The 23,637-nt window shown below is 39.2% G+C and carries 24 protein-coding genes and 1 riboswitch; of the genes, 17 read left to right on the top strand and 7 right to left on the bottom strand.

The annotated features are described in order from the left end of the window. Positions 1 to 62 precede the first annotated feature (62 nt). Entirely contained in the window at positions 63 to 3,554 is a 3,492-nt protein-coding gene (locus tag ABJH98_RS05320; RefSeq protein WP_348306595.1) for a PAS domain S-box protein, read from the top strand. Then, positions 3,541 to 3,936 (top strand): response regulator, encoded by a 396-nt coding sequence (locus ABJH98_RS05315; protein ID WP_348306594.1) that lies wholly within the window; start codon positions 3,541 to 3,543, stop codon positions 3,934 to 3,936. Before ABJH98_RS05320 ends, ABJH98_RS05315 begins: the two co-directional genes overlap by 14 nt. A gap of 93 nt (positions 3,937 to 4,029) precedes the next feature. On the opposite strand, the gene ABJH98_RS05310 is transcribed toward ABJH98_RS05315, so the two are convergent. Then, a complete protein-coding gene (locus ABJH98_RS05310) occupies positions 4,030 to 5,049 on the bottom strand; it encodes a sugar kinase (protein ID WP_348306593.1) in 1,020 nt (339 codons plus the stop codon). 150 nt (positions 5,050 to 5,199) lie between these two features. On the opposite strand from ABJH98_RS05310, the gene bioB reads away from it, so the two are divergent. The 3 genes from bioB to ABJH98_RS05295 are packed head-to-tail and all read left to right on the top strand — an operon-like array spanning position 5,200 to position 7,527. Further along, entirely contained in the window at positions 5,200 to 6,195 is a 996-nt protein-coding gene (bioB, locus tag ABJH98_RS05305) for a biotin synthase BioB (protein ID WP_348306592.1), read from the top strand. Between the two features lie 51 nt (positions 6,196 to 6,246). Further along, positions 6,247 to 6,612 carry an ATP-binding protein gene (locus ABJH98_RS05300; protein ID WP_348306591.1) on the top strand — a complete coding sequence of 122 codons (366 nt, stop codon included), beginning with the start codon at positions 6,247 to 6,249 and terminating at the stop codon, positions 6,610 to 6,612. A gap of 3 nt (positions 6,613 to 6,615) precedes the next feature. Next, positions 6,616 to 7,527: an MBL fold metallo-hydrolase gene (locus tag ABJH98_RS05295; RefSeq protein WP_348306590.1), complete on the top strand. Its 912-nt coding sequence runs from the start codon at positions 6,616 to 6,618 to the stop codon at positions 7,525 to 7,527. Positions 7,528 to 7,539: 12 nt separating this feature from the next. Here ABJH98_RS05295 and msrA read toward each other — a convergent pair whose 3' ends face one another. Next, the gene (msrA, locus tag ABJH98_RS05290) at positions 7,540 to 8,187 is read right to left on the bottom strand and encodes a peptide-methionine (S)-S-oxide reductase MsrA (RefSeq protein WP_348306589.1); all 648 of its coding nucleotides are present in this window, start codon (positions 8,185 to 8,187) and stop codon (positions 7,540 to 7,542) included. 28 nt (positions 8,188 to 8,215) lie between these two features. Then, positions 8,216 to 8,920 carry a DsbA family protein gene (locus tag ABJH98_RS05285; protein ID WP_348306588.1) on the bottom strand — a complete coding sequence of 235 codons (705 nt, stop codon included), beginning with the start codon at positions 8,918 to 8,920 and terminating at the stop codon, positions 8,216 to 8,218. Between the two features lie 300 nt (positions 8,921 to 9,220). Here ABJH98_RS05285 and ABJH98_RS05280 point away from each other — a divergent pair, with 300 nt between their 5' ends. The 4 genes from ABJH98_RS05280 to ABJH98_RS05265 all read left to right on the top strand — a co-directional run bounded on the left by ABJH98_RS05280 (position 9,221) and on the right by ABJH98_RS05265 (position 12,125). Next, complete coding sequence (locus tag ABJH98_RS05280) at positions 9,221 to 10,117, top strand: hypothetical protein (protein WP_348306587.1); 897 nt, start codon at positions 9,221 to 9,223, stop codon at positions 10,115 to 10,117. A gap of 178 nt (positions 10,118 to 10,295) precedes the next feature. Continuing rightward, a complete protein-coding gene (locus ABJH98_RS05275) occupies positions 10,296 to 10,631 on the top strand; it encodes a hypothetical protein (RefSeq protein WP_348306586.1) in 336 nt (111 codons plus the stop codon). A 252-nt stretch (positions 10,632 to 10,883) separates the two neighbouring features. After that, a complete protein-coding gene (locus ABJH98_RS05270; RefSeq protein WP_348306585.1) occupies positions 10,884 to 11,405 on the top strand; it encodes a hypothetical protein in 522 nt (173 codons plus the stop codon). A gap of 30 nt (positions 11,406 to 11,435) precedes the next feature. Continuing rightward, positions 11,436 to 12,125: a hypothetical protein gene (locus ABJH98_RS05265; RefSeq protein ID WP_348306584.1), complete on the top strand. Its 690-nt coding sequence runs from the start codon at positions 11,436 to 11,438 to the stop codon at positions 12,123 to 12,125. A 100-nt stretch (positions 12,126 to 12,225) separates the two neighbouring features. Here ABJH98_RS05265 and ABJH98_RS05260 read toward each other — a convergent pair whose 3' ends face one another. The 3 genes from ABJH98_RS05260 to ABJH98_RS05250 all read right to left on the bottom strand — a co-directional run bounded on the left by ABJH98_RS05260 (position 12,226) and on the right by ABJH98_RS05250 (position 16,790). Then, positions 12,226 to 14,004, bottom strand: a complete 1,779-nt coding sequence (locus tag ABJH98_RS05260; protein ID WP_348306583.1) for a carboxypeptidase-like regulatory domain-containing protein — start codon at positions 14,002 to 14,004, stop codon at positions 12,226 to 12,228. 30 nt (positions 14,005 to 14,034) lie between these two features. Next, positions 14,035 to 15,549, bottom strand: a complete 1,515-nt coding sequence (locus tag ABJH98_RS05255; protein ID WP_348306582.1) for a serine hydrolase domain-containing protein — start codon at positions 15,547 to 15,549, stop codon at positions 14,035 to 14,037. A gap of 107 nt (positions 15,550 to 15,656) precedes the next feature. Further along, a complete protein-coding gene (locus tag ABJH98_RS05250) occupies positions 15,657 to 16,790 on the bottom strand; it encodes a LytTR family DNA-binding domain-containing protein (protein ID WP_348306581.1) in 1,134 nt (377 codons plus the stop codon). A 171-nt stretch (positions 16,791 to 16,961) separates the two neighbouring features. Between ABJH98_RS05250 and ABJH98_RS05245 the strand changes: the two genes are divergently transcribed. From ABJH98_RS05245 to ABJH98_RS05220, 6 genes are read left to right on the top strand one after another with little or no spacing between them, the layout of a single operon-like run. Further along, complete coding sequence (locus tag ABJH98_RS05245) at positions 16,962 to 17,492, top strand: RNA polymerase sigma factor (protein ID WP_348306580.1); 531 nt, start codon at positions 16,962 to 16,964, stop codon at positions 17,490 to 17,492. Continuing rightward, complete coding sequence (locus ABJH98_RS05240) at positions 17,461 to 17,940, top strand: hypothetical protein (protein ID WP_348306579.1); 480 nt, start codon at positions 17,461 to 17,463, stop codon at positions 17,938 to 17,940. The genes ABJH98_RS05245 and ABJH98_RS05240 overlap by 32 nt, the downstream gene beginning before the upstream one ends. A gap of 4 nt (positions 17,941 to 17,944) precedes the next feature. Beyond that, positions 17,945 to 18,472, top strand: coding sequence for a DUF4252 domain-containing protein (locus ABJH98_RS05235; protein WP_348306578.1), 528 nt, complete (start codon positions 17,945 to 17,947; stop codon positions 18,470 to 18,472). Then, positions 18,465 to 19,040, top strand: coding sequence for a DUF4252 domain-containing protein (locus ABJH98_RS05230; RefSeq protein ID WP_348306577.1), 576 nt, complete (start codon positions 18,465 to 18,467; stop codon positions 19,038 to 19,040). The genes ABJH98_RS05235 and ABJH98_RS05230 overlap by 8 nt, the downstream gene beginning before the upstream one ends. Positions 19,041 to 19,052: 12 nt before the next feature. Beyond that, positions 19,053 to 19,949: an ATP-binding cassette domain-containing protein gene (locus tag ABJH98_RS05225; RefSeq protein ID WP_348306576.1), complete on the top strand. Its 897-nt coding sequence runs from the start codon at positions 19,053 to 19,055 to the stop codon at positions 19,947 to 19,949. Then, on the top strand, positions 19,942 to 20,763 hold the full coding sequence (locus ABJH98_RS05220; protein WP_348306575.1) for an ABC transporter permease subunit: 822 nt from the start codon (positions 19,942 to 19,944) through the stop codon (positions 20,761 to 20,763). The genes ABJH98_RS05225 and ABJH98_RS05220 overlap by 8 nt, the downstream gene beginning before the upstream one ends. A 169-nt stretch (positions 20,764 to 20,932) precedes the next feature. Here ABJH98_RS05220 and ABJH98_RS05215 read toward each other — a convergent pair whose 3' ends face one another. Beyond that, positions 20,933 to 21,964: a fatty acid desaturase gene (locus ABJH98_RS05215; protein WP_348306574.1), complete on the bottom strand. Its 1,032-nt coding sequence runs from the start codon at positions 21,962 to 21,964 to the stop codon at positions 20,933 to 20,935. Between the two features lie 172 nt (positions 21,965 to 22,136). Between ABJH98_RS05215 and ABJH98_RS05210 the strand changes: the two genes are divergently transcribed. After that, positions 22,137 to 22,826, top strand: coding sequence for an SIMPL domain-containing protein (locus tag ABJH98_RS05210; RefSeq protein ID WP_348306573.1), 690 nt, complete (start codon positions 22,137 to 22,139; stop codon positions 22,824 to 22,826). 39 nt (positions 22,827 to 22,865) lie between these two features. Next, positions 22,866 to 23,336: a DUF6265 family protein gene (locus ABJH98_RS05205; RefSeq protein ID WP_348306572.1), complete on the top strand. Its 471-nt coding sequence runs from the start codon at positions 22,866 to 22,868 to the stop codon at positions 23,334 to 23,336. Between the two features lie 114 nt (positions 23,337 to 23,450). Next, a riboswitch (SAM riboswitch) is annotated at positions 23,451 to 23,574 on the top strand. Positions 23,575 to 23,637: the final 63 nt, after the last annotated feature.

Raw genomic sequence — 23,637 nt, 5'->3', positions numbered from 1 at the left:
CAGCGTTGTTTATCATAGAACAGCTATGCCTTTCAAAAACCTAGCTTATTGCCGCATTCAAGATGAACAAAGAAAATATTTCCAAAAGCGAAGAAGAGAGAATCAAGGAGTTGGAGTCTTTCGAAATACTAGATACCATAGAAGAAGAAGACTACGATTTCATTACCCGAATGGCTTCTGAAATTTGTAATACTAAAATTTCTCTGATCAGTCTTGTCGACCAGGATCGTCAGTGGTTTAAATCACACCACGGTTTGAATGTACGTGAAACGCATCGCAAATATGCTTTTTGTGCGCACGCCATCCAGACTCCCAATGAAGTGATGCTGATCCCCGATGCGACCAAAGATGTTCGCTTCAAAGACAACCCTATCGTCAAAAATAAACCAAATGTGATTTTCTATGCCGGCGTACCTTTGGTCACAAACTCAGGCTATGCGATAGGTACCCTCTGTGCCATCGACAATAAACCCCAGACACTGAAGCCTAATCAAATCGCATCTCTGAAGGCACTAAGCAGACAGGTGGTCAATCTTCTTGAGCTCCGAAAAAGTAAATTTGAATCTGCTAAACACAAAGATCAAGCTGAAAAGTTCTTTGAAAAAAACCTTGACCTTTCACTTATAGTTAAGACCGACGGAAGTTTACTTAAAGCCAATGATCGTTGGTTGGATTTGTTTGAATACAATGCCGAAGAAATACTAGGAAGAAATGTGATAGCATTTATTCATCCAGATGACGTCCACGCATCACAAGAGGCGTTATCTAATCTCGCATCAAATGAAGAAATTTCAAATTTCAAAAATCGATTTCTTACCAAAAGTGGAATTCCAAAAACCATCGAATGGCGTGCTTACCCAGATGAGGGCATCGTATATGCCTCAGGTCGTGATCTTACAGATATTCTCAATGAAAGAAGGCAGTTCCATGATTTAGCTGCACGAAATGAAGCGATCATGGCATCTTTGAATAAAAACACCATTGTTTCGACTGCCGATCTTAAAGGAAATATTGTACACGCAAATAGCGTATTCTGTCAGGTATCCGGCTATACAGAAGACGAACTTATAGGTAAAAATCACAGCATTATCAACTCTGGATATCACCCTAAGTCTTTTTGGGTCAACATGTGGAAAACGATTACCAAAGGGAACCTTTGGAGAGATGAAGTTTGTAATGTTTCCAAGGATGGCGCACTCTATTGGGTAGACACAGTGATCCACCCTATACTAAATGAAAAAGGTAAAATAGATAAGTATATCGCCATTCGATACCTAATTACCGAAAGAAAGGAAGTAGAAAAACAACTGATTAAAACTCAGGATTTGCTCGTGCAGGCGGGCGAAATGTCTCGTGTTGGTGCGTGGGAAGTAGATTTGATAAACCATACCATTGATTGGTCTGAAGTCACCAAAGAAATCCATGAAGTACCAATGGATTACTCACCAGACCTCGAATCTGGAATTAACTTTTTTAAAGAAGGAGAAAGTCGCGAAACCATCGCAAGACTTGTCAATCTAGCCATAGAAAAAGGAGAGCCTTATGACGTAGAAGTGCAGTTTATTACAGCTAAAGGAAATGAACTGTGGGTAAGAGCCATGGGCAAAGCAGAATTCAACAATGGCCAATATACCCGACTCTATGGTACTTTACAGGATATAACGAAAAGCAAATCAGCAACGCAGCAGCAAGAACATTTTATTGCTCAAGCCCCCTCTTCCATGGCTATGTTTGACAATGAAGTTCAATATATAGCTGCCTCTCAAAAATGGATTGATGATTACCATTTAAGTAATGTCGATATTATTGGACGGTCACATTATGATATATTTCCCAATATAAGTATGGATTGGAAAATAATCCATCAAAGGTGCCTAAAAGGAGAGACGATAAAAAAGGATGAAGATAGTTTTCAAACTTCTCATGGAGGAACCCATTGGCTCAAATGGGAAGTAAAACCCTGGTACAATGAAACTGGTCAAATTGGTGGACTACTTATGTTTTCAGAAGACATCACTTCAAAAAAGAGAATTGAAGAGAAACTGATGATAAGCGAAAGAGCTTTTAGAGGCAATTTCGAATATGCAGGTATAGGCATGGCCTTGGTAGGTTTGAATGGAGAGTGGCTCAAAGTAAATCAAAGACTTTGCCTGAAGCTCGGTTATACTGAAAAAGAAATGTTAAAACTAACTTTTCAAGATGTTACCCATCCAGATGATTTAGAACAAGATTTAAGATATTTAAATGAGTTGAAAGAAGGTAAAATATCTCATTACCAAATGGAAAAAAGATATATCCATAAAAATGGAAAAATTGTCTTTACCATTTTGTCTGTATCAACTGTGAAAGATGTCAATGGAATAATTTTGCATTTCATTTCTCAAATAATTGATATCACACTTCGTAAAGAAGCAGAATTAAAACTCGCGCATACACTATCAAAAAACCAAGCCATATTAGATGCTAGTACGCAGGTAGCTATTATAGAAACAGATCTCAAGGGTATCATCCAAACCTTCAATAAAGGAGCAGAAAATCTACTTGGATATAAATCGGAAGAAGTAGTTTTTAAGCATACGCCACAGATCATTCATTTCCCAGCAGAAATTGAAACACGCAGTAAAGAGCTCACCACTGAATTAGGCAAACCCATCGAAGGTTTTGAAACGTTTATTGCAAAAGCTAGGAAAGAAGGAGGTGAATTAAGAGAGTGGACTTACATTCATAAAAATGGCGAACATTTTCCTGTATTGCTGATTGTAACCCCAATTTTCACAGGCAACGAAATATCAGGATATTTGGGACTAGCCACAGATATTCGTCCACTAAAAAAGGCTCAAGAAGAGTTGAAATTGGTACTGGATTTGACCAAAAATCAAAACCAAAGGCTTAATAATTTTGCGCATATTGTTTCACACAATTTGAGAAGCCACTCCAGCAACCTCAACAGCTTGTTGACCTTCTTGTTTGAAGAGCAACCTCAGTTAAAAGATTTGCAAGTACCGCAACTCATGAAAAAAGCAGCCGAGAACTTAAAAGAGACCATAGAGCACTTGTCTGAAGTAGCTATGCTCAATACTAATGAACAAAAGAATTTATCTTCAATTGATCTCTCAAAAGTGGTTAAAAAGGCAATCGAAAATGTATCAGCTTTATCTCAAAAAGCCGACCTAAGCATAATTAATCAAGTACCCGATTCTACCCGAGTACTTGGAATACCGGCCTATATAGAGAGCGTTGTACTTAACTTTCTTACCAATGGTATAAAGTATCGGTCCGAAGAAAGAAATTCCTTTATTAAGCTGTCGACAAGTTATGATCAAGGGTTTTTAGTCTTGCATGTGGAAGACAACGGTCAAGGAATAGATTTGGAGAAACATGGCCACAGATTATTTGGCATGTATAAGACTTTTCATGAACATGATGATGCTCGTGGAGTCGGCTTGTTCATTACAAAAAATCAAGTAGAGTCTATGGGAGGACTTATTGAAGTGGCAAGCAAAGTCAATATTGGCACCACATTTAGCATCTATTTTCAATATGAAAAGGATTGATATTATTTGCATAATTGACGATGATCCCATTTATGTGTTCGTCACAAAAAAAGCCCTTGAATCGGCCAGTTGGAGCAAAACCGTTTGGCATTTCGAAAATGGTAAGGAAACTTATGAAAAACTCAAAGTATGCATACTTTCTAAAGAAAATTTACCCGACTTAATTTTACTTGATATCAATATGCCTATTTGGGATGGATGGGACTTTCTAGATGAGTTTACTCAGATCCCAATAGACAAAGAAATCATCATTTATCTGGTTTCAAGCTCAAACAATCCAGTGGATATCAAAAGGGCTCGCAACTACAAAAAAGTAAATAATTATTTAATCAAACCTATTACCATGGAAAAACTAAAAAAAGAGCTTCAATCTTTATGTTAACCAAAAAGTACAGACTTAGCAAAGTGATTAAAGAATTATTCTCACCGCAGTTATTGAATTGGTATAAAACAGCATATCTGCATATCTCACTTTCTACCTACTAATATTCCCAGCTCCTCCGCGAGCCAACAGGGCATTGATATCATCCACTGAAACCAGATTGAAATCACCTGAAATGGTGTGCTTGATACCTGAAGCTGCTGTAGCAAAATCGATTGTTTTTTGAGGGTCGTTATATATGGCTCTACCATATATGAGCCCCGCCATAAAAGCATCGCCACCCCCTACTCGATCTACCAGTGGATACAAATCATACTCCACTGATTGATACAAAGTGTTTCCATCATAAATCACGCCCATCCAGCGATGATGCGTATCGTTCACGATGGTACGCAATGAAGTAGCAATCCATTTCAAATTCGGAAATTTGGCAAACACCGTATCATAATACGCTGGCAGTTCATCCAACTGCTGTTTGATATCTCCCTCAAATGGATTCTTTATGCCAGTCATAATCTCCAAGGATTTTGGGTCTCCCAGCATGAGTGACGTATGCTCAAGCAGTTGTGGCATAATCTCGCCCGCCTGTTTGCCATATCCCCAAAGTGACGATCTAAAGTTGAGGTCTGTGGATATTTCTATACCTGCTTTGGCTGCTTGTCTCACTGCTTCCAAAGTCACAGCAGCACAGTTTTGAGAAACGGCTGGTGCAATTCCAGACCAATGGAATCTCTCCACGCCTTCAAATACTTTATCCCAATCCAAGTCTGATGACTGCATCCTTGCGAATGAAGAATTTTCCCGATCATAAATCACCTTGCTTCCGCGGATAGAAGAACCCTTCTCAACAAAATAGAGTCCCATCTTCTGGCCTTTGATTTTCACATGATTGGTGTCGACCTTGTATTTTGATAATTCAAATATGGCGGCCTTTCCCAAATCATTATCTGGTAAAGCCGATATGAATCTGGTTGGAATTTTAAAATTGGCTAGGGAAATGGCAACATTAGCTTCTGATCCACCAAAGTTAGCGTCATATGAACCCATTTGCTGAATCATGCCATTGTCCGGCGGAGTCAGTCTTAAAAGTATCTCTCCAAAAGTTGCTATCATGATGGCAATTTATGGATTTTGATAGAATCGAAGCTCTCTAAATGCACACAATTGTTCAGAATGAATCCTGCTTGGTGTGGGTTGAAATTACCAAAATATTCTAATTTAGCGATTCCAAAATATTAACTCCTTAATAAAAGATTTTAGAGCATGATCATTCGAAACGACTGGACCAGAGAAGAGATTACTGAAATATACAATACACCCGTCATGGATTTGGTCTATCGCGCAGCTACCGTGCACCGCGCCTACCACGATCCTAATGAAGTCCAGGTTTGTACCTTGCTTTCTGTTAAAACTGGTGGTTGTCCGGAAGACTGTGCATATTGCCCACAAGCGGCCAGATATCATACAGATGTCAAAGTACATAAATTGATGGAAGTCGATGAAGTATTGGATTCTGCAAAATCAGCCAAAGAAAATGGGAGCACCAGGTTTTGTATGGGTGCAGCGTGGAGAGAAGTTCGTGACAATAAAGATTTTGATAAAGTGCTCGAAATGGTAAAGGGTGTGAATGGCATGGGCATGGAAGTATGCTGTACGCTAGGCATGCTTTCTGAAGAGCAAGCTGACAAATTGAAAGACGCTGGATTGTATGCCTACAACCACAACCTGGACACCAGTGAGGAGCATTACGATGAGATTATCTCTACCAGAACTTATGATGATCGTTTAGATACCTTGAACAACGTAAGAAAAGCAAAGATTTCGGTTTGTTCGGGTGGTATCATTGGCATGGGCGAAAGCCATAACGACAGAGTAGGAATGCTTCATACTTTGGCGACATTGGAAGAGCACCCAGAGTCAGTTCCTGTCAATGCCTTGGTGCCAGTAGAAGGAACACCGCTAGAAGACCAGCCTAGAGTTTCTATTTGGGAGATGATCCGAATGATCGCCACCGCCAGAATCATCATGCCAAATGCTATGGTACGACTATCTGCTGGTAGAGTAAGAATGAATATCGAAGAACAGGCACTTTGTTTCTTAGCCGGTGCCAATTCCATATTCGCTGGTGACAAATTATTGACTACTCCTAATCCAGAAGAAGACATGGACAAACAAATGTTCCAGACATTGAACCTGAAGCCAAGAGCGTCTTTCAAAGACAACGAAACACCCGTAGAGTTTCAAACGATTCCACAGTAAGAACCAGGACAAGACTTAGTCGGAAGAAATTTCATTACACTTGAACAGGACATGTCCAATAATGACAAAATACTTGGAGATGAGACCAGAATTAAAGTTATTCTAAGAAATTTAATTCATAATGCTGTGATTTTTTTCGATATAAACAAGCGAACTCCGTTTGTTAAAATAATGCTTCGTCATAACAATAACAATCTTGAATTATCAGTTATTGATAATGGCCAAGGTATTTCCAGAAATGTATTAGATCGTGTATTCGACATGTTTTTCAGAGCCAATGACAATAGCATAGGTTCAGGCCTAGGTCTTTATGTAGTCAAAGAAACGTTGCAAAAAATAGATGCAACTGTTGATGTTGTCTCTGAAGAAGGCAAAGGATCAACATTCAAAATCATCCTACCGTTAGAAAATAATTAAGATATGAAAGGTTTGGTAACACTTTTCGTAATTATTCTAATCTACTCAAGTTCTCAGGCTCAAAAAGCGGATTGGCAAGTCATCGTGCTAGGCATGGCACAGGACGCAGGATACCCACAAGCTGGCTGTAAGAAGTCCTGTTGCGAAGCCTATTGGACAGGTGAAAACCCAAAGCAACATGCTACCTGTCTGGCACTATTGAACAACCAATCCAAAGAAGCTTGGTTATTCGAAGCTACGCCTGACATCAAAGCACAATGGCATGCCTTGGATACCTTAGGTTATCAAGTGGCTGGCATTTTTTTGACCCATGCGCATATTGGTCACTACGCTGGTTTGATCCATCTGGGACGAGAAGTGATGGGCACCAACAACATCCCCGTTTATGTCATGCCGAAAATGAAAAACTTTTTGGAGGCGAATGGCCCCTGGAGTCAGTTGGTTTCACTCAATAATATTGCACTGAAAGAATTGAAAAACGAAGAAGCCATTATGCTGAATGGCATGGCCAAGGTCACCCCTATTCTGGTGCCCCATCGGGATGAATACTCGGAAACAGTGGGCTATCATATTGCTGGACCCAATCAAACGATCCTATTCATTCCAGACATCAACAAATGGGAAACGTGGAATAAGAATTTAGCCAGTGAAATCAGTCAGGTGAATTATGCCTTATTGGATGCTGCTTTCTTTGCAGATGGCGAATTGCCGGGACGAGACATGAGTAAGATTCCTCATCCATTCACCACAGAAACGATGGAATTGCTTAAAGGCCTACCAACCAAGGAAAAATCTAAAGTGCACTTCATTCATTTCAACCATACCAATCCTGCACTTTTCGATTCGCCTGAACGCAATCAGGTTTTGAAAAAGGGTTTTAATGTTGTGAACGAGGGTATGGTGATCGACTTATAAGTCGATCAGATCTCAATGATCTACTTTGATCAATTCAGGGAATTTTTCTTTGAATCTGTTTAAACGAGGAATAGAAACCGCTCTGATATAACCCTGATTGGGGTGCAATCTTTCATAGTTCTGATGATAGTCCTCTCCTACCCAGAATTTCTCAAATGACATCACCTCAGCGGCTACTTTTTGTGGGGCCAACTCAGCATTGAGCGCCTTGATTTTAGCGTCAATAATCTGTTTTTCTTCAGGGGATTGATAGAAAATGATCGATCGATATTGAGACCCATGATCAGGGCCTTGTCCATTGACCTGAGTCACATTTTGTGAGCCGAAATACACCTCTACCAATGTAGCAAAACTCACGATCTCTGGATCATAGTATATCTCCACTGCTTCCGCATGACCAGTTCTGCCCGTATTCGAAGCCTCATAGGTGGGATTCTTGGTGTGTCCACCAGCATAGCCGGAAATCGATTCCTCCACTCCTTTTACACTTTCATAAATGGCTTCCACACACCAAAAACAACCCGAAGCAAAATAGGCTTTCTTCAATTTAGGGTCTTGTCTTAGATTTTCGAGTGTTTGCTTTTCTGATTGATTGGATGCTTGGCTACAACTACCGACCAACAGCAAAGCAAGTAGTATGGAAAAGACTTGATTCTTCATCTGTACAATTTTTTAATAATATAATCAATTACGCAAGTATGCTTTTAAGTGTGGCTTTCATTTTATCATAATCTGAGTAGCCCATGCTCACTGCAAAATACTCCTCTCCTTTTTTGAGTACCACCGCTGGAAAACCACGGACTCCTAATTGCTGAGCCTTCGCAAAATCCTGATACACCAGCTGCTTGTAGCCTTGCGAAAGAAATAGCGATTCGAATGTCGAATAATTCAAATCCAGCTCCTCACAGAGTTTTTTATACGTCTCCAGGTCATGCACATCTTTATTCTCGGCATAAAACGCCTGTTGCAGTCTCTTATAAAACTCCCACTCCTTCGAAGCATCTACATCGCGAATCACTCTAACCGCTCTAGCGGACGGTTCGGTGTCATAGTTGAACTGTTCGCGATCGAAAAAGCTGTAATCAAAAGGCTGACCAGAGGCTTCCTGCACATGCTCCCAGTGCGAACGGATCATCGCACGAAAGTCTTCGGTCCACTCTTCCCCTCCACCAGGTCTCAATCCACCTAGTATCAACTCGAAATCAAACTGATTAGCATACTCTAGTTTCAACTTTTCCAAATGATTGGTGATCCCCCAGCACCAGGAGCACATGGGATCTCCCACATAAATCAATCGATCACCGTTCTTCTCCGGCGCAGCTGCAATTTCCTTACTTTCTACTGCTGGCACTTCGCAAGCACCATCTTCACAGTTCATTGGGTCTTCTATCATTTGTTCTTTTTACTTTTCGACTACAACAGCAAAGGTCGCCAATTGATTCCGAAAATGTCAAGAATCTATACGAGCGCAATTGTATAATATGTCAATTGACGCTATATTCGGGCAACTATTGGCATCAGCACCCAATAGACCTTTCAGTATTTTGATAAAATCAATAAAATAGGATTGACATAAGGGATATATAGTCACCTTTGTCACTATATCACTACGTTACCAGCAATTTCTGCAAGTTGAATTGTGACTTTTAAGGTCTTAATGGATTGATAGAAGTAAACTGAAGCATAAAATTTGATGAACAAGATCCTAACACTTCTAACAGTAATAATTTTCACAAATACAGCATTTGCACAGCACAATATTGTTCCCGATACTTTGACCAGAATTTATGGTGTCAAATATGTTCTTCTAACGAACGAAAAAGAAACCCCTTTCTACAAATACTCTTTTGACGCAGAAGGAAGAAATTATAAAAATGAAGGGTTAGACTCTCTTGGAAGAGTAAGAGGTAGAGTCCTTTTTTCATATACGAATGAAAGGCTTGATACACTAACAAGATATTCCACTTACGGATTTGATCCATATGCTTGGGATAGTACCTCTCTAACCTACAAAATAACCTACCAAGTACAAGATGACAAGGTGAGCCGTCTATCTTGGCTTGATGATGGAGATTTTCTTTCCATGCAGATTGACTACTCTTATGATCAGCAGAATAGAATAATAAGAGAAGAAGTACGAGAATTTGAACAACCAGGAGTTATATCATTCAGTGCTTTTGAACCAAATTCTGCAAATTTCAAAGATTCTATTACTGAAATGGGCAATTCAGTTAGAGAAAAGCTCTACAAATACGAACAAGAGAATTGCTCAATTTCATATTACATTAATGGAAGGCTTACTGGAATGGAAACCCAGATATTTGATAGAAACAACAATATCATCAAGCGAACTATTAGTAATGTTAATGGAGAACCCCTTCTAACCGAAAAATTTAAATACGACTCTCAAAACAGGGAAATCGAAAGAACTATTACACAAACTGGCTATGATGGGTATGGTTACAGCTATGATTTTGTCTGTTATGATCGATACACAACTCAATATTTTGAGGATGGCAGAATCAAGTCAACAATCAACTATTGTGGGGATGAATACAAATCCATGGTAAAATATAACTGGATCAAATAAAGCTGGTAACAAATGCTATGAATGAATGGGGTTTTTATTGGTCAAGATATTTTCGCGGGGATTGGAAAGTCCGCCACAAGTTTTAAATTTAAATCAAGGCGTGGCTATGTGCGAGACGAGAGGTTAGTGCTTTCTAATCCCCACTCATCATAGCTGTGCGTTATGTGTAATTGAAGCTATGAAAAAAATCACTAAGTATTCATTTTTACTTCTTCTAATACTTTTATTAAACGCTTGTAAGGAAGAGGATTTAACTGGTAACGCAACGCTAGTCTTCGCTGGAAATATAGAAAATTTAGAAATAGATATTTATCCAGAAACAGTTTTCACAGTAAGTGAACTAATTAGAGCACAACCATTAATTCGAAATCTCGCAGCTGATAATGGAGAAGTTATCGTTTCTAACCTTAACCCAGGTAATTACACTTGGTATAATGGAGGTAGTAACATTGGCTTCTTCCAAATAACTGCTGGAGAAACCAGAATATTTGAATTTTCAATATTTGCAGAATAAGTACTGAAATCATAAAACACATAACAATATGTATAAGGCATGTGCATAAGTGCTTTCTACACGCAGCATCGGAACTCGCCCGTGAGTCTGCCGCCAAGAAAGTTTTGAGCTGTTTGGAGACTTCAGCTCGCGGGAGATTTTGATTTGCAAGGCGTGGCGGTATCTGAAAAGTTGTGAGCACCGACAGCCTTCACTATTTTAGTGCTGTCCACAAAGTGTGAGCACACGCCTCATACATGGACGATATACCATATGAAACATCAACATCCTGTACCTAAAGCACACTTAACTCAGATTGGTGAGATTACTGTTTCTTTTGCTGTTCTTGAAATGAATATACAGTCATTAATTGGCTCCATGATTATAGAACATCAACGGATAGGACAAATTATTACGGCAGAATTATCATTTAGAAATCTAAGAGCCCTTTTACTTAGCCTTTACATTGAACGCCATGGTAAAGATTCTGATTACGAAAAGTTAAAAAAGCTCATGAATGAATCGGGAGAACTTGAAGCTACTAGGAATAACATTATTCATTCCGTTTGGGCAGTTGGAAAAACTAAGGAACATATAACGAGAATAAAAACAACAGCAAAGGAGAAAAAAGGCCTTGATTTTAAATTTGAAGATATATCTGTTCAAGACTTAATACAACTTTCAGATTCTATAAAGACATGTGCATTTAATACACAGAATCTCAGGATAGAACTTATAGAAGCAAGTAAGGCCATTAATAACTCATTAAAAAAACAGTGGGGAACAGGTATATAACATCAGATAGGTGCATACTGAAAAAACGAAGTGGATGATAAAATAGAAACATATAACACTCTTTGGAGTTTAGTTGACCTTGACGCAGAAAATCATAAGGTTAAGGACATTACGACTTTGTTTTTAAATGCAATGAATGATTGGCCAACTATGAATCAAACTCTGATTTCAGATTTTATAGGAGAACTTAAAAACTATTTTGGTGAACCGTTGACCATTGAGAAGTTAGACTCCAATAAATTCAACGGACAAAATGCTTGGCAATTGGAGGCAGGAAGTTCAATTGCCGACTTGATAGACATTTCTACCCAGTTTTGTAATGAATCGGAGTTTGATAAAATCATAGATAATATTCTCAACTATTATAACAAGGAATTTAACAAGGTTGACTTTATTGCCGAAATTCAATATTTGACGACTGAACAAGGCGGACGAAAAACACCCGCGAAATCAGGTTTCAGACCACAAGTGAAATTCGATTTTGATGAAATGCAGACTTCGGGTCAACAGACTTTTATTAATAAAGAATTGGTAAATCCAGGAGAGAATGTAATAGCGAAAATAAAGATTTTTTCACCAGACCATTTTGCGTATACCTTGACTGAAGGAATGGAGTTTGAATTAAGGGAAGGTTCGACATTAATTGGGAAAGGTAAAATCGAATATATAGTGAATGAAAAATTAGAAAAGCCAGCAGGTAACAATGTATACAAAAAATAGGCGAAACAGTAGTAAATTCAAGGCTTTTGGCTCGAATCAAACTTTGTGCTTAACCGAAAGTTTGGAGCTTTTTAATCGCCTACTTTTCATATACTAAACGTTACAGCCCCATCCATTTCAAATCTGTATCAGCCAAAGGGTTCATTCTTTTGGCTTTGTTGGAATTCATCTGCTGAGCCACACTCCACCAGTCTTCGAAGGATTCATAGGCTTTAGCGAGTTTTTCATCTGTGTTTTTGATCATTACATTGGCGTTGCTTCCTTGGCTTCTCATTTCCTTGATTTGCCTGGTATCTTCATCGCTTTGAAGGATTGGGAATGGAGATATGTACCACGCCTTTCTTGGTTTCTTCCCTTCATTTTTTCGAATGGAGTCTATCAGCCACATGGCAATAATTCCAGCTTGGCATTGATCAATGTAATACCTGCCTAAGATATTTCTCGGGAAATTGGTGAGTATCCTTTTCGAATTGGCGATTTCGATCAAAGCTGGAATATCTTCCCAGGACAAATTGGGGGCGAAGTCAGAGTTGTAGTTATTGGAGATTAGTTTTTCAATAAACACATCCACATCCGTGACCTTTGACTGCCGTCTTTGGTCTTTTTTATCAAAGGTCTCTTCCCTGATACTATTTTTCAAAACGATCAAACCATTGGTGGTGGCAAACTGAGTTTTGAGCGGACTAGTCCGTGTCATGTCTTTAATTATTTTCTCGTTGGTCTGATCATTTGCTTCCCACTGATTCCAGAAGGCCTCATCGTAAGGTGTATCATCTGGTAGCTTCAATCTGGAAGGAAACTTCTCAGGCTGCTCGGTTAAATTTTGAAAGTCAAATAATCTGGCACTAGCAGTCTGTTTATGCACTTTCAGCAAGTGACCGGTCAGTCGTTCAACATTGAGGGATTTGAACACGCGTTCTGCCTGAGTCACCCGAATTTGACCTTCTATTGTCGATATCGTGTACGCATGACTAATTTCGAAGAGGTCCGTATTATACTTCCCGGCGTTGGTCATTCGCTCATTGGGTCTTAGAGAAAAATTGCTAATCTGCTCAGAAATTTTAATCAACTCATAATCTTCCTCAGAGACATAGTAGTTGTAGTACTTACTTACAAAGTCATTCGCCGAGCGGCGCAATTCTGTAATCACATATATTTTCTTGCCATCTATCTCTTCTATATCGGTAATCTTCAACTCTAGCTCTTCCAGTCGATTCTGATTGCGCTCCACCATTTTATATACTGTCGATCCGAGTATTTCACGGGATACACCAAAATGATGCGATTGTGCTTTTTGAGAATATAGCGCAGGAAACTGGCTATAGTCCACACTCCTCCGATGGCCTAAAATATCAACACCTGGTTCATCCTGCTCCCCTCGATAATAGGCCTCAAAAGCTAGTTGCTCGAATAGGGTATATTGTTCGTTTTCCTCAGAAGTAAGTGTATAAATACCTGAGCATTTGTAATAGGGTGTTTCAGGCATGTTGGAAGAAAAGTTCTCAAATGCCTGTTGAAGCAATTTGGCCGGAGCATATATGGTAATCCCTTCTAGTTCTATGGCCTGTTCGACCATCACGTGTACAGGCGTTTCTGCGCTGGTTAAGTTTGAGATCAGTAGCTCCAGCGAAGCCAATCCTACTGAGGAAACTACCAGCGTATCCTCCATATACTCAGCTGGAATTTTGTAGCTGAAAAACCCGTTTTCATTGGTGATGCCTCCCAGATTTTTTCCTTTCACAGCTAGGTGAGCAAATGAGACGGGCTGTCCTTGTTCATTTTGAATTTTACTTGAAATAGAAAGATATTCATCCGACTGCGACCAAGCATGCTGGACAAGAAAAAAGCAGGATATAAATACTATTATTTTGAGTTTCATAAGTTTTTGAAATTTGAGTAATTAATTGTTTTAACCTTTATAAAATTTTTCACCGAACATTTCCACATAGGGTTTCCGATTGGCTGAATGGAGATGGTAAAAATCCACCGTATCAAAGGTGTCATCTACTTCAGATTTGATTAGAAATTTATCATCTCCAATATATTCTCCAAAGAAAAGCAGGTTCCCCAATTGCAGCACGAGCTGATCTTTTTCTGCCTTTACTACCAATTGATTGAATTGATCACCCTGATAATTACCGGTATACTTCTCCAATGCTACATTTTCCTCTCCATCTGTTTTACTCAATTGAAAAATACTGTCCTTATAGTGACGAAATCGTTCTATTCTCGTTTGAACGGCAGACTCCATTTCAACTAATTCGTTGGTCATATCTATATCTAGTTGATCCGATAGGATATAATTCAAGATCAATTCAATCACTCGACTTTGCTGGCTCATCATGATCACTACGCCCAGATTCTCTTCTCGCACCAAGGCATGAACAGACACATACCCGGGGTAACCTCCACCGTGCCAGGAGATGTCATACTCATGCCAATCGCCCTGCTCCCAGCCCAATCCATAGCCATAATTATTTATCCCTGCCTGCTTATCATAAAAATCAATTCGATCGGTGTGGATTTCATCTAATGTCTCCTGAGATAAATAGGCGTTCGACGACGTATCCAAATGTGCCATCAGCCATTTATTCATATCAGAAACAGTAGTAATCAATCCCCCGGCTGCATGCATGGTATCATTTCGTTTCATGAAGCTGCCAGTTCTGATACTATCACCACCAAAGGAATGAGGTAATGCCAGCTGACTGGCTAACTCAGCTTTTCCTTGTGGATTTAAATAAGCACTGGTATGTTTCATATCCAAAGGCAAGAATATTTCCTTCTCCAACAGCTCCTTCCAACTTTTATGAGTCAGGTTCTCCAGCACCAAGCCACTAAGAATATAACCTAGATTGGTGTAGTCGTAACTTCCTTGTCCCATTTGGTGAGAGGAGGTTTCAAAATCGCTGATGAGTTCTTGAGCGGAAAAATTTCCGGTATATGCGGTCTTAATCGCAACAGTAGGATTGTTGAGTCCGGAGGTATGAATGAGCAAATCCTCAAGGGTAATATTGTTTGCTTCAACACCAGTTGGAAAATTTAAATTAAGATGATCGTTCATTGGAGATTTCAAATCCAATGCTCCTCGTTCTTCCATCAACTTCATCAGCGTACCCACAAATGACTTAGTCATAGAAGCGATATAAAATGTGGTCTCTAAATCCGCCTTCTTTTGATTTTCATAATCTGCATAACCATAAACTTCCTCAGCAACAACCTCCCCATCCTTCACAATGCCAATAGCTATGGCACCTCCAATTTGATACGCTTCCATCAGGCGTCCAACATATTGACTTAAATCAGAGCTCAGCGCTAAACTGTCAATCGATACGGTCTCGCGCTTCGATTCGGTTTTTGATGCACAACCAAACGTCATTTGCATGACTATAATCCAACAACTTAGATATACAATTCTTTTCATAGCAATTTTAAATTCTATCGCTATACTACGCTGACAAGCTACATCCGGCAGAAAATCGAGCAGGATTGATGCTGAAGTGTACCAAAAATCAGGTTGAAATGAGTCAACTACTGCGTGTACCAGCGTCTAAAGTCTGGTGCTTTCAATCTACTGATTTCATAAAATTGAGGGAGATCAAGTACTTGAGTTAGTTGTACTTTTAGTTTTTTATTGGCTAAAGGCTCATAGCTTTTAACCACTTCTTTTTTTACTAACACCTGCCTATTCAATCTGAAAAAATCTGAAGAATCAAGAACATTTTCTAAATCTGAAAGAGACTCTTCCATCACTACCTTTTCGTGATCGGTGGTAATCGCATAGGTGTTTTGATATTGAACTTGAAAAAACAAAACTTCATTTACGGAGATGAGCTTGGTAGCTTTTCCAGCTTTTACCTGAAATTTGATTGTTTCAGGCTCCAGGTTTTCTTGTTTTCTCCGACTAGAGAAATAACCAACAATTACAATCAAAATCAATTTCAAAGGCATCTCTAACACCCAATAATCCGCATAAACGGTGGTTTGATACAAACTTTGCAGATACACGTTTAGCAACAAATAATCCAACGGCAAGAAGACCACGATCAACAGAAGTGTTCGGCCCATCACAAAAACCATGTGATCATATTTGCTCGAAAACCTATTGACCCAAAAAGAAATGATTAAGTATAACGTCCAATAAAAAAGAATGGTAAAAACATAATACATCAAGTCCATTAAGTCGTCGAAAGGAAAGCTGACGTACTGAAATCGATCTGGACTTCCGAAATAAAATAAAAATACAATCAAAAAAATCGCAACAAAGGACTGCTTACAAAAATTGCGTGATTCGCCAGTATCACTTCGGTACTTTATACCAATCAATACCATTGCCCCAATGACAGCAAAGAGAATTAATCGCCCCAGATATAAATAAGAAAATGGTTCTCTTATATCTGGTTCAGAGATTAGAACAAAAAATAGATATAAAACTCCTGACAGTAAACTAACTAGCGTAATTAACAACAGAAGTTTGAAAGGGTACCACACCTTTCTAACCTTAAAATTTATGAATTGATTGAACCAAACTCTGCTGACAATCACCCCCCCAAGAACTGCTCCTACATCCAGAAAGTTGGAAAAGAATACCAAACAAAGTGTCGCTACTATCAATACTGCTTTGATGGCCCGATTTTGATTATATGTGTCTCTCGATATCGACATGTATAAGACAAGAATAATGACAAAAAATCAAATCTTCCTAGAAGACACCTAACGGATTCTAAGGTTGCATTCTCTCTTACCTTGTAATAAATATTCCATTTGACTCACCAATATGAAAAATATTTTAAACTCATTGTAACCGAGCGTATAACCCCGCGTCTCCTAAGCAACATGACCACAGAACAATTTAAAACCGAAGTCTTAACAGTCAAAAACAAGCTGTATCGATACGCCCTGAGTATTGTGTGCGAAATGGAGTTGGCAGAAGATATCGTACAAGAAGTGTTCATGAAGCTTTGGAACCAGCGAGAAAAACTCAAGGACATCAAAAACATTGAAGCATGGAGTATGACGATTACCCGAAATCAGTGTTTAGACAAATTGAGGAAAAAGAAAATGCATGTGGTGGATCTATCAGAGGCCAAATATCAAATATCTGGTCATGATATTTCAGACCACCTCAGCATCAACAATGATTTGATGGAAAAAATCGAATCTACGCTGGAGCTGCTACCCGAAAAACAAAGAGAGATTTTTCGGCTGCGGGAATTACTGGGCTACTCCAATCAGGAGATCGAAGAGATCATGGGCTTGGACGACACTCAGGTGAAAGTGTACTTGTTCAGGGCAAGACAAAAAGTAAGGGCATCATTGAGTAAAATATTGAACTATGGAGTGGAAACAAATCAAGCAGCTGTCTGATAAGTATTGGAAAGCTGACACGACAATAGAAGAGGAAAAACAACTCAGAAAAAACATCACATCCTCCAACGATCCTTTGGATCCGCAGGAGGTCGAGTATTTCAAGACTTTGGAGCAGTTCTCTTCGGTAAAACTCGATGACAACTTTGATGATCAGTTTTTTAAAAACATTGAATCGGAACGTCAAACGATTCCATTCTTTCATCAAAAATGGTTTCAACTAGCGGCATCCGTGGTACTACTGATTGGCATGGCTGGAGGTTTTCATACTTATAAAACCAAACAGTTAGCTCGTCAGCAAGAAGCAAGAGCCGCTTTCGAAATAGCAAAAAGTGCCCTTTTTATGGTTTCTGATAAAATGAATCAAGGCAATCAATACACAATAGATGGCTTGAAGAAATTTGAAGAAACCCATCAGAAAATTAAAACTCAGAATTTCAACAATTAAGAATATGAAAAAGTTAATAATCATCATGATAGCGGTAGCGGGGAGTTTTTCCAGCATGGCGCAAGACAATGCAATAAGCAAATACTTCACAAGTTTTTCCGCTGATACCTCATTCACGAAAGTGACTGTGACCAGTAAAATGTTCTCGCTATTCACAGAAATTGAAGGAGAAGACGAGGCGGAAAAAGAAGTACTTGAAGCATTGAGCAAATTGAAAGGAATCAAGGCATTGATCAATGAAGACCCCAAAGATTCCAAAGCACTTTACGCTAATGCGATCAAATCTATCGACAAAGACAAAAGTTACGAAGTACTGATGTCGGTAGAAGGCAGCGATGAGAACATCAAGTTCATGGTTCGAGACCAAGGCAGTGTCATCAACGAATTGCTCATGATCGTATCGGGCGATGATGAATTTTTAATCATGAGTCTCTTTGGAGAAATCGATTTGAAACAAATCGCTAAGCTCTCTAGAGTCATGAAAATGAAAGGCATGGATCATCTCAAAGCATTAGACAACGATAATGATTGATATCAACATAGGTCAAATACTCAATTACTCTGCTCTTTATCCAAAGGGCAGAGTTTTACTGCTCTCTCTTGCGCTGCTGTTCATGTCTATCATCTCTTATGCACAGAGTAGCACAATCACAGACTTGAAAAAGGAAAGACTGACCAGCATGGATTTGCATTTTTATCCAAGTACACTCCGCATGGTCAATCTCGACAACAATGAAGAGTTTAACCGACTCATTCAGGATATCGAAAAACTCATTTTCTTCAAGATGAATGGTAAGTTCGAGAATATTGACCTATACAATTTGGTGAATCAACTCCAGTCGAACGAAGATTTCGAAGAATATGTAGTCGTGGAGGGTCCCACGAAAAAATTCTATCTGTTGGGCAGAGAAAAACCTACGGAAACGGTAGGCATTGCTTTATTGGACAATGAGCATTATGTATTCGACGTGGCTGGCAGTCTCGAACTCAAAGAGCTTCCTAAGTTGTATCAATACATATCGGAAAATGACTCTACGTTTCAAAATAAGTTTTCATCCATTCTAGGACTGATGGAAATGGGCGATGACATAGCGGACTAAAAAACTCAAACATTGAAATACATACTCGAAACCAAAGGGCTCACCAAAAAGTATGGCAAGCTCACTGCGTTAGATCAACTCAATCTAACCATAGAACCAGGCATGGTCTTCGGACTATTGGGACCTAATGGCAGTGGCAAAACCACTACCCTAGGCATGATTCTCGACGTCACCAAACCTACCAGCGGTAGTTACTCCTGGTTTGATGAAGCACCTAGTGCGGATAGTCGAAAAAGAATAGGTGCCATATTGGAAACGCCTTGCTTCTACCCCTATCTATCAGCGGTAAGAAACTTGAGAATCATAGCCAAAATCAAAGAGTGCCCAGAATCAAGAATCGATGAAGTGATAAAGCAAGTCGGCTTGTATGAGCGCAAAGATGATTCTTTCAAAACCTATTCACTCGGCATGAAACAGCGATTGGCCATAGCCTCTGCCCTCTTGGCGGATCCTCCGGTATTGATTTTGGATGAGCCTACCAATGGACTAGATCCGCAAGGCATCGTAGAAATTAGAGAGATCATTCAGCAGATTGCCTCTTCAGGCAAAACGATCATATTAGCGAGTCATTTGCTCGACGAAGTGCAAAAAGTATGCACCCATTTCTGCGTATTGCGAAAAGGTGAAAAACTCTATCAGGGAAGTGTAGAAGAAGCATTGTCTGACCAAAAAACAATCGAGGTAGCGGCATCTAATATGTCTAAGCTAGAAGAAACCCTTCAAGGATTGGAAGGCGTTTCTAAGATCGAAATAATGCCCGACGCTTTATCCCTGACGACAGACAATGGAATCTCACCAGAAGCCATCAACACCTTCCTTTTTGAAAAAGGCATGACCGCCACTCACCTGGTCAAAAAAGGCGGCAGCCTTGAAAAACAATTTCTCAAAATACTCAACGAAAATGACTAGACTCTTACAAATAGAATGGCTCAAATTACGCTACAACCGAGCCTTTTGGATACTGATCGGCATGTATACTGCAGGGGTAATCATCATTTGCTCAAGCGTCATGATCGCACTGCAATACTTAAAAAGCAAAGGCGCAGATTTCAATGGCATCGACCCCACGATCATCCCGTTCTACGACTTTCCGGATGTATGGCACAACATCGCTTACATGGCCACCTTTTTCAAGGTGCTACTGGGATTCATTATGGTTATTTCTATCGCCAACGAGGCCTCCTACCGAACCATGCGTCAAAACATCATCGATGGATTGAGTAAAAAAGAATTCCTGATGACCAAACTATTAATCATTGGTATCCTCTCTCTCGGAGCCATGCTGTTGCTGTTTTTCATTGGTCTAACTACTGGAAGCCTATATTCGCACGTTTGGGGATGGAAATATGTATTCTCCGACTTACAGTTTTTGTTTGCTTATGGATTTGAGGTTTTTTGTTATCTCACTTTTGCAATGATGATTGCTTTATTCGTGAGAAAAGCTGGACTGGTCATCGTTGGGCTATTAATGTACACTTTGATATTTGACCCAGTAGCTTCGAAATTGCTCGAGCACTTTCCTCCGCTTTGGGATGAAATTCGCTTTTTGAAAGATTATCTCCCGGTCACAGCCATGAACAATCTGATTCACATTCCTTATATGAAGTATTTCTTTCAGGAGATCCAGGATTATGTATCATGGAGAGAATTTTCAATTGCTTTGGGCTGGCTAGTAGCCAATATCAGTTTGAGCTACTGGATACTGAAGAAAAGGGATTTGTAGGATATAACAGAATCAAAAAAGACTATCTCACAAGCCCTCAATTCGTCATCACGAGTGAAACGAAGTGATCTTAAAGTTTGATTGCAAATCTTATTTTAAGATTGCTTCAAGAAGTTCACAATGACGGTCAGCTTGTGAGATAGCCTCTGTTCAAATTAAGTAGCACTATTTAAGCTGCCACTTTATAGAGTCGCTTATATTCACCAAAAGTGATCATTCGCTGTGTATCTTCATCCCACAATTTGTGATTCATGTATTTCAGACTTTCCCAAAAGCCAATGACCGTCGTGTACTTGCTGAACTGAGGATTTTCTTTGATGCATTTTACCAAGTTGTAATTCGGAATAGCCGAATACAAATGATGGATATGATGTACGCCAATGTTACCCGTAAGCCAGTTGACCAAACCAGGTAATTTGTAGTATGTACTACCTTTCACTGCTGACACGAAGTGATCCCAATTATTTTCCCATCTTTTATATCCATCTTCATGCTGATGCTGTACAAAGAAAAACCAAATAGCTATAATCGAAAACAAATACAGCACAGTCAAATAAGTTGCTAGAATGGCTTGCCATTCGAATATCAAACAAAGCGCTACGACCCCGCCGATCACGACCACATTATTGATCATGACACTCCAGAAAGCTCGACTTTTTTTGTTCTCAAGTACCACCAAAGGCAATCTCATATTTCTAATAAAATAGATGATAGGACCAATCATAAAAGTCACCACTGGGAATCTGAATATTTGATATTTCACTCTATCCCATGTACCCATCTCCTGATATTCTTTGACAGTCAAAGTGTTGATATCACCTATATCTCTAGTCTCTAATTTGCCGTTGTGATTGTGGTGAAAGGCATGAGCATCTGCCCAATATTTGTAGGGCATGGCGCTAAAAATACTGCATACAAAACCGATGGCATCTCTCCACTTTTTTGATTTCACAAAGGAATGATGGCCGCAGTCATGCTGAATAATGAATATTCTTACCAGGAAAAAAGCGTTGATCACACCTAAACCAAAAAACAAGAACAGGTTGTAAGAAAACGCCCAATACATAGCAATCCAAATCGCCACGAATGGAATCATCGAATTGCAAATTTGCCATATTGCCTTCCTGTAAGACGTCTGCTTGTATTTCTGCAGCGTCGTCATCATCTCCTTCGCAAATGCTTTTATTTCAATGTCACTCATAAAATACTAATACAATTGTTTGTTACTCTTAGGACAAGATTACCCTATTTTTTGTGACAAAGATCGGTAAATTTTTTTAGCCCGTTTGAAGTCCTTCAGAAATAAAACTTATGATCTAAATCAACTTTGGGCTAATTTTTGCAAATGCTCAATAAATTAAAATGAAATACACATGAAAAAGTTAATCCTAATTCCTATTTACTTTCTTGCTGTTGTTACGGCATCCGCACAACTTAATGTGGTTGGAAATGCTTCCATTTCAGTACAGCCAGAGCGTACCATAATTACCTATTCCATTAATGAAACGAAAGACAGCTATGACGAAGCCATATCATTGATGACCAAAAGAATAGATGCATTGACTGCTTCTCTTACTAAAATTGGTTTCAAAAAAGAAGATATTAAAACGGCCAATTTCAATATCCGTCAAAATCGAAAATACCGACAGGGAGAACCTAAAGGAGAAGAATATGTTGCATCCCAAACGCTTGAGGTTAGGTTTGATCATTCAACCAAACGTTTACTCGAGGTGTTGAATAAAACAGCTTCGGACGAATCCGCACCTTCAGTTTCTATTACTTTTGGCATGTCTGATGAGCAGGAAGAAATGGTAAAGAAGCAACTCATGAAAATGGCAGTAGCCGATGCCAAAGCGAAAGCAGAAATTCTAGCTGAAGCCACGGGATACACCTTAATGGGAATCAATGAAATCAATTATGGAGGCTCTACTCATACCCCTCGCCCTCAATCAGCTAGTATGGGCATGATGAAAAGTTTCGCAGAAAGTGATGTTTCTAATTTCGAGGCCAAAGATTTGACAATCACCGACCAAGTCTTCATTTCCTATAAAATCGAAGATTAAATCTATCTGGAAACCGTATTTATTAGGTAAATTAAGGGAATGAAAAAACTACTCATTCCCTTTCTTTTTGTCCTCAGTATTCAGCTGAACGCCCAAGATCAAAAACCAACCATAGAAGATTTGAACTTTATGCGGGGATACTGGGTCGGTGATGGATTTGGTGGGGTTTCTGAAGAAGTCTGGATGCCCGCTTCACTCGGTCGCATGAATGGCATCTATAAACACATGACAGATGACCAAACCACTTTTATGGAGTTTATGGATATTTCTACTGTCAACGATACCATCAGATTACGGTTAAAGCATTTCAATCCAGATATGACTGGGTGGGAAGAAAAAGACAAGTATGTGACTTTTACCTTGCAATCTATTGAACCAAATAAGGCTGTTTTCAAAGGACTCACCTACGAATTGGTAGATCCAAACTACTTGAAAGTCTCTTTGAAATTGAAACAGAAAGATGGCAGTGTAAAAACCGAAGTATTTAACTTCAGACGTAATACATTATAAGATTCTCATCTTTCCATACAGTTCGAATTTTTCAACAAACTCCTGTATTCACTAACAAATTTCTAAATATTCGCTAAAATCTTGTTCACACCTAAGATTCAGCTATCTTTGCTTCACTTATCAAGAAAGACCGAGGGACTGGGCCCGTTGACGTCTTGGCAACATATCCAAAGCCGCAATACTGGATGTTGTGCCAACTCCCATTCTGAATGAATCATCATTTAGAAAAAGATAGGTTATCTCTATAAGATTTCTTTTTTGATAAGTACTGTGTAGGAAAAATTCCCATACAGACAGAAAT

Origin of the sequence: Reichenbachiella sp. (genome assembly GCF_039969095.1) — a bacterium.
Classification (GTDB): Bacteria; Bacteroidota; Bacteroidia; order Cytophagales; family Cyclobacteriaceae; genus Reichenbachiella.
This window is presented reverse-complemented; position numbering and strand designations above follow the sequence as displayed.

Coding starts and splice junctions, on each gene's coding strand:
- ABJH98_RS05235 (WP_348306578.1), top strand. CDS start 17,945: ATGAAAAAGTTAATAATCATCATGATAGCGGTAGCGGGGAGTTTTTCC.
- ABJH98_RS05240 (WP_348306579.1), top strand. CDS start 17,461: ATGGAGTGGAAACAAATCAAGCAGCTGTCTGATAAGTATTGGAAAGCT.
- msrA (WP_348306589.1), bottom strand. CDS start 8,187: ATGAAGAATCAAGTCTTTTCCATACTACTTGCTTTGCTGTTGGTCGGT.
- ABJH98_RS05270 (WP_348306585.1), top strand. CDS start 10,884: ATGAAACATCAACATCCTGTACCTAAAGCACACTTAACTCAGATTGGT.
- ABJH98_RS05250 (WP_348306581.1), bottom strand. CDS start 16,790: ATGTCGATATCGAGAGACACATATAATCAAAATCGGGCCATCAAAGCA.
- ABJH98_RS05205 (WP_348306572.1), top strand. CDS start 22,866: ATGAAAAAACTACTCATTCCCTTTCTTTTTGTCCTCAGTATTCAGCTG.
- bioB (WP_348306592.1), top strand. CDS start 5,200: ATGATCATTCGAAACGACTGGACCAGAGAAGAGATTACTGAAATATAC.
- ABJH98_RS05280 (WP_348306587.1), top strand. CDS start 9,221: ATGAACAAGATCCTAACACTTCTAACAGTAATAATTTTCACAAATACA.
- ABJH98_RS05215 (WP_348306574.1), bottom strand. CDS start 21,964: ATGAGTGACATTGAAATAAAAGCATTTGCGAAGGAGATGATGACGACG.
- ABJH98_RS05255 (WP_348306582.1), bottom strand. CDS start 15,549: ATGAAAAGAATTGTATATCTAAGTTGTTGGATTATAGTCATGCAAATG.
- ABJH98_RS05285 (WP_348306588.1), bottom strand. CDS start 8,920: ATGATAGAAGACCCAATGAACTGTGAAGATGGTGCTTGCGAAGTGCCA.
- ABJH98_RS05220 (WP_348306575.1), top strand. CDS start 19,942: ATGACTAGACTCTTACAAATAGAATGGCTCAAATTACGCTACAACCGA.
- ABJH98_RS05245 (WP_348306580.1), top strand. CDS start 16,962: ATGACCACAGAACAATTTAAAACCGAAGTCTTAACAGTCAAAAACAAG.
- ABJH98_RS05260 (WP_348306583.1), bottom strand. CDS start 14,004: ATGAAACTCAAAATAATAGTATTTATATCCTGCTTTTTTCTTGTCCAG.
- ABJH98_RS05295 (WP_348306590.1), top strand. CDS start 6,616: ATGAAAGGTTTGGTAACACTTTTCGTAATTATTCTAATCTACTCAAGT.
- ABJH98_RS05230 (WP_348306577.1), top strand. CDS start 18,465: ATGATTGATATCAACATAGGTCAAATACTCAATTACTCTGCTCTTTAT.
- ABJH98_RS05310 (WP_348306593.1), bottom strand. CDS start 5,049: ATGATAGCAACTTTTGGAGAGATACTTTTAAGACTGACTCCGCCGGAC.
- ABJH98_RS05320 (WP_348306595.1), top strand. CDS start 63: ATGAACAAAGAAAATATTTCCAAAAGCGAAGAAGAGAGAATCAAGGAG.
- ABJH98_RS05315 (WP_348306594.1), top strand. CDS start 3,541: ATGAAAAGGATTGATATTATTTGCATAATTGACGATGATCCCATTTAT.
- ABJH98_RS05300 (WP_348306591.1), top strand. CDS start 6,247: ATGTCCAATAATGACAAAATACTTGGAGATGAGACCAGAATTAAAGTT.
- ABJH98_RS05275 (WP_348306586.1), top strand. CDS start 10,296: ATGAAAAAAATCACTAAGTATTCATTTTTACTTCTTCTAATACTTTTA.
- ABJH98_RS05210 (WP_348306573.1), top strand. CDS start 22,137: ATGAAAAAGTTAATCCTAATTCCTATTTACTTTCTTGCTGTTGTTACG.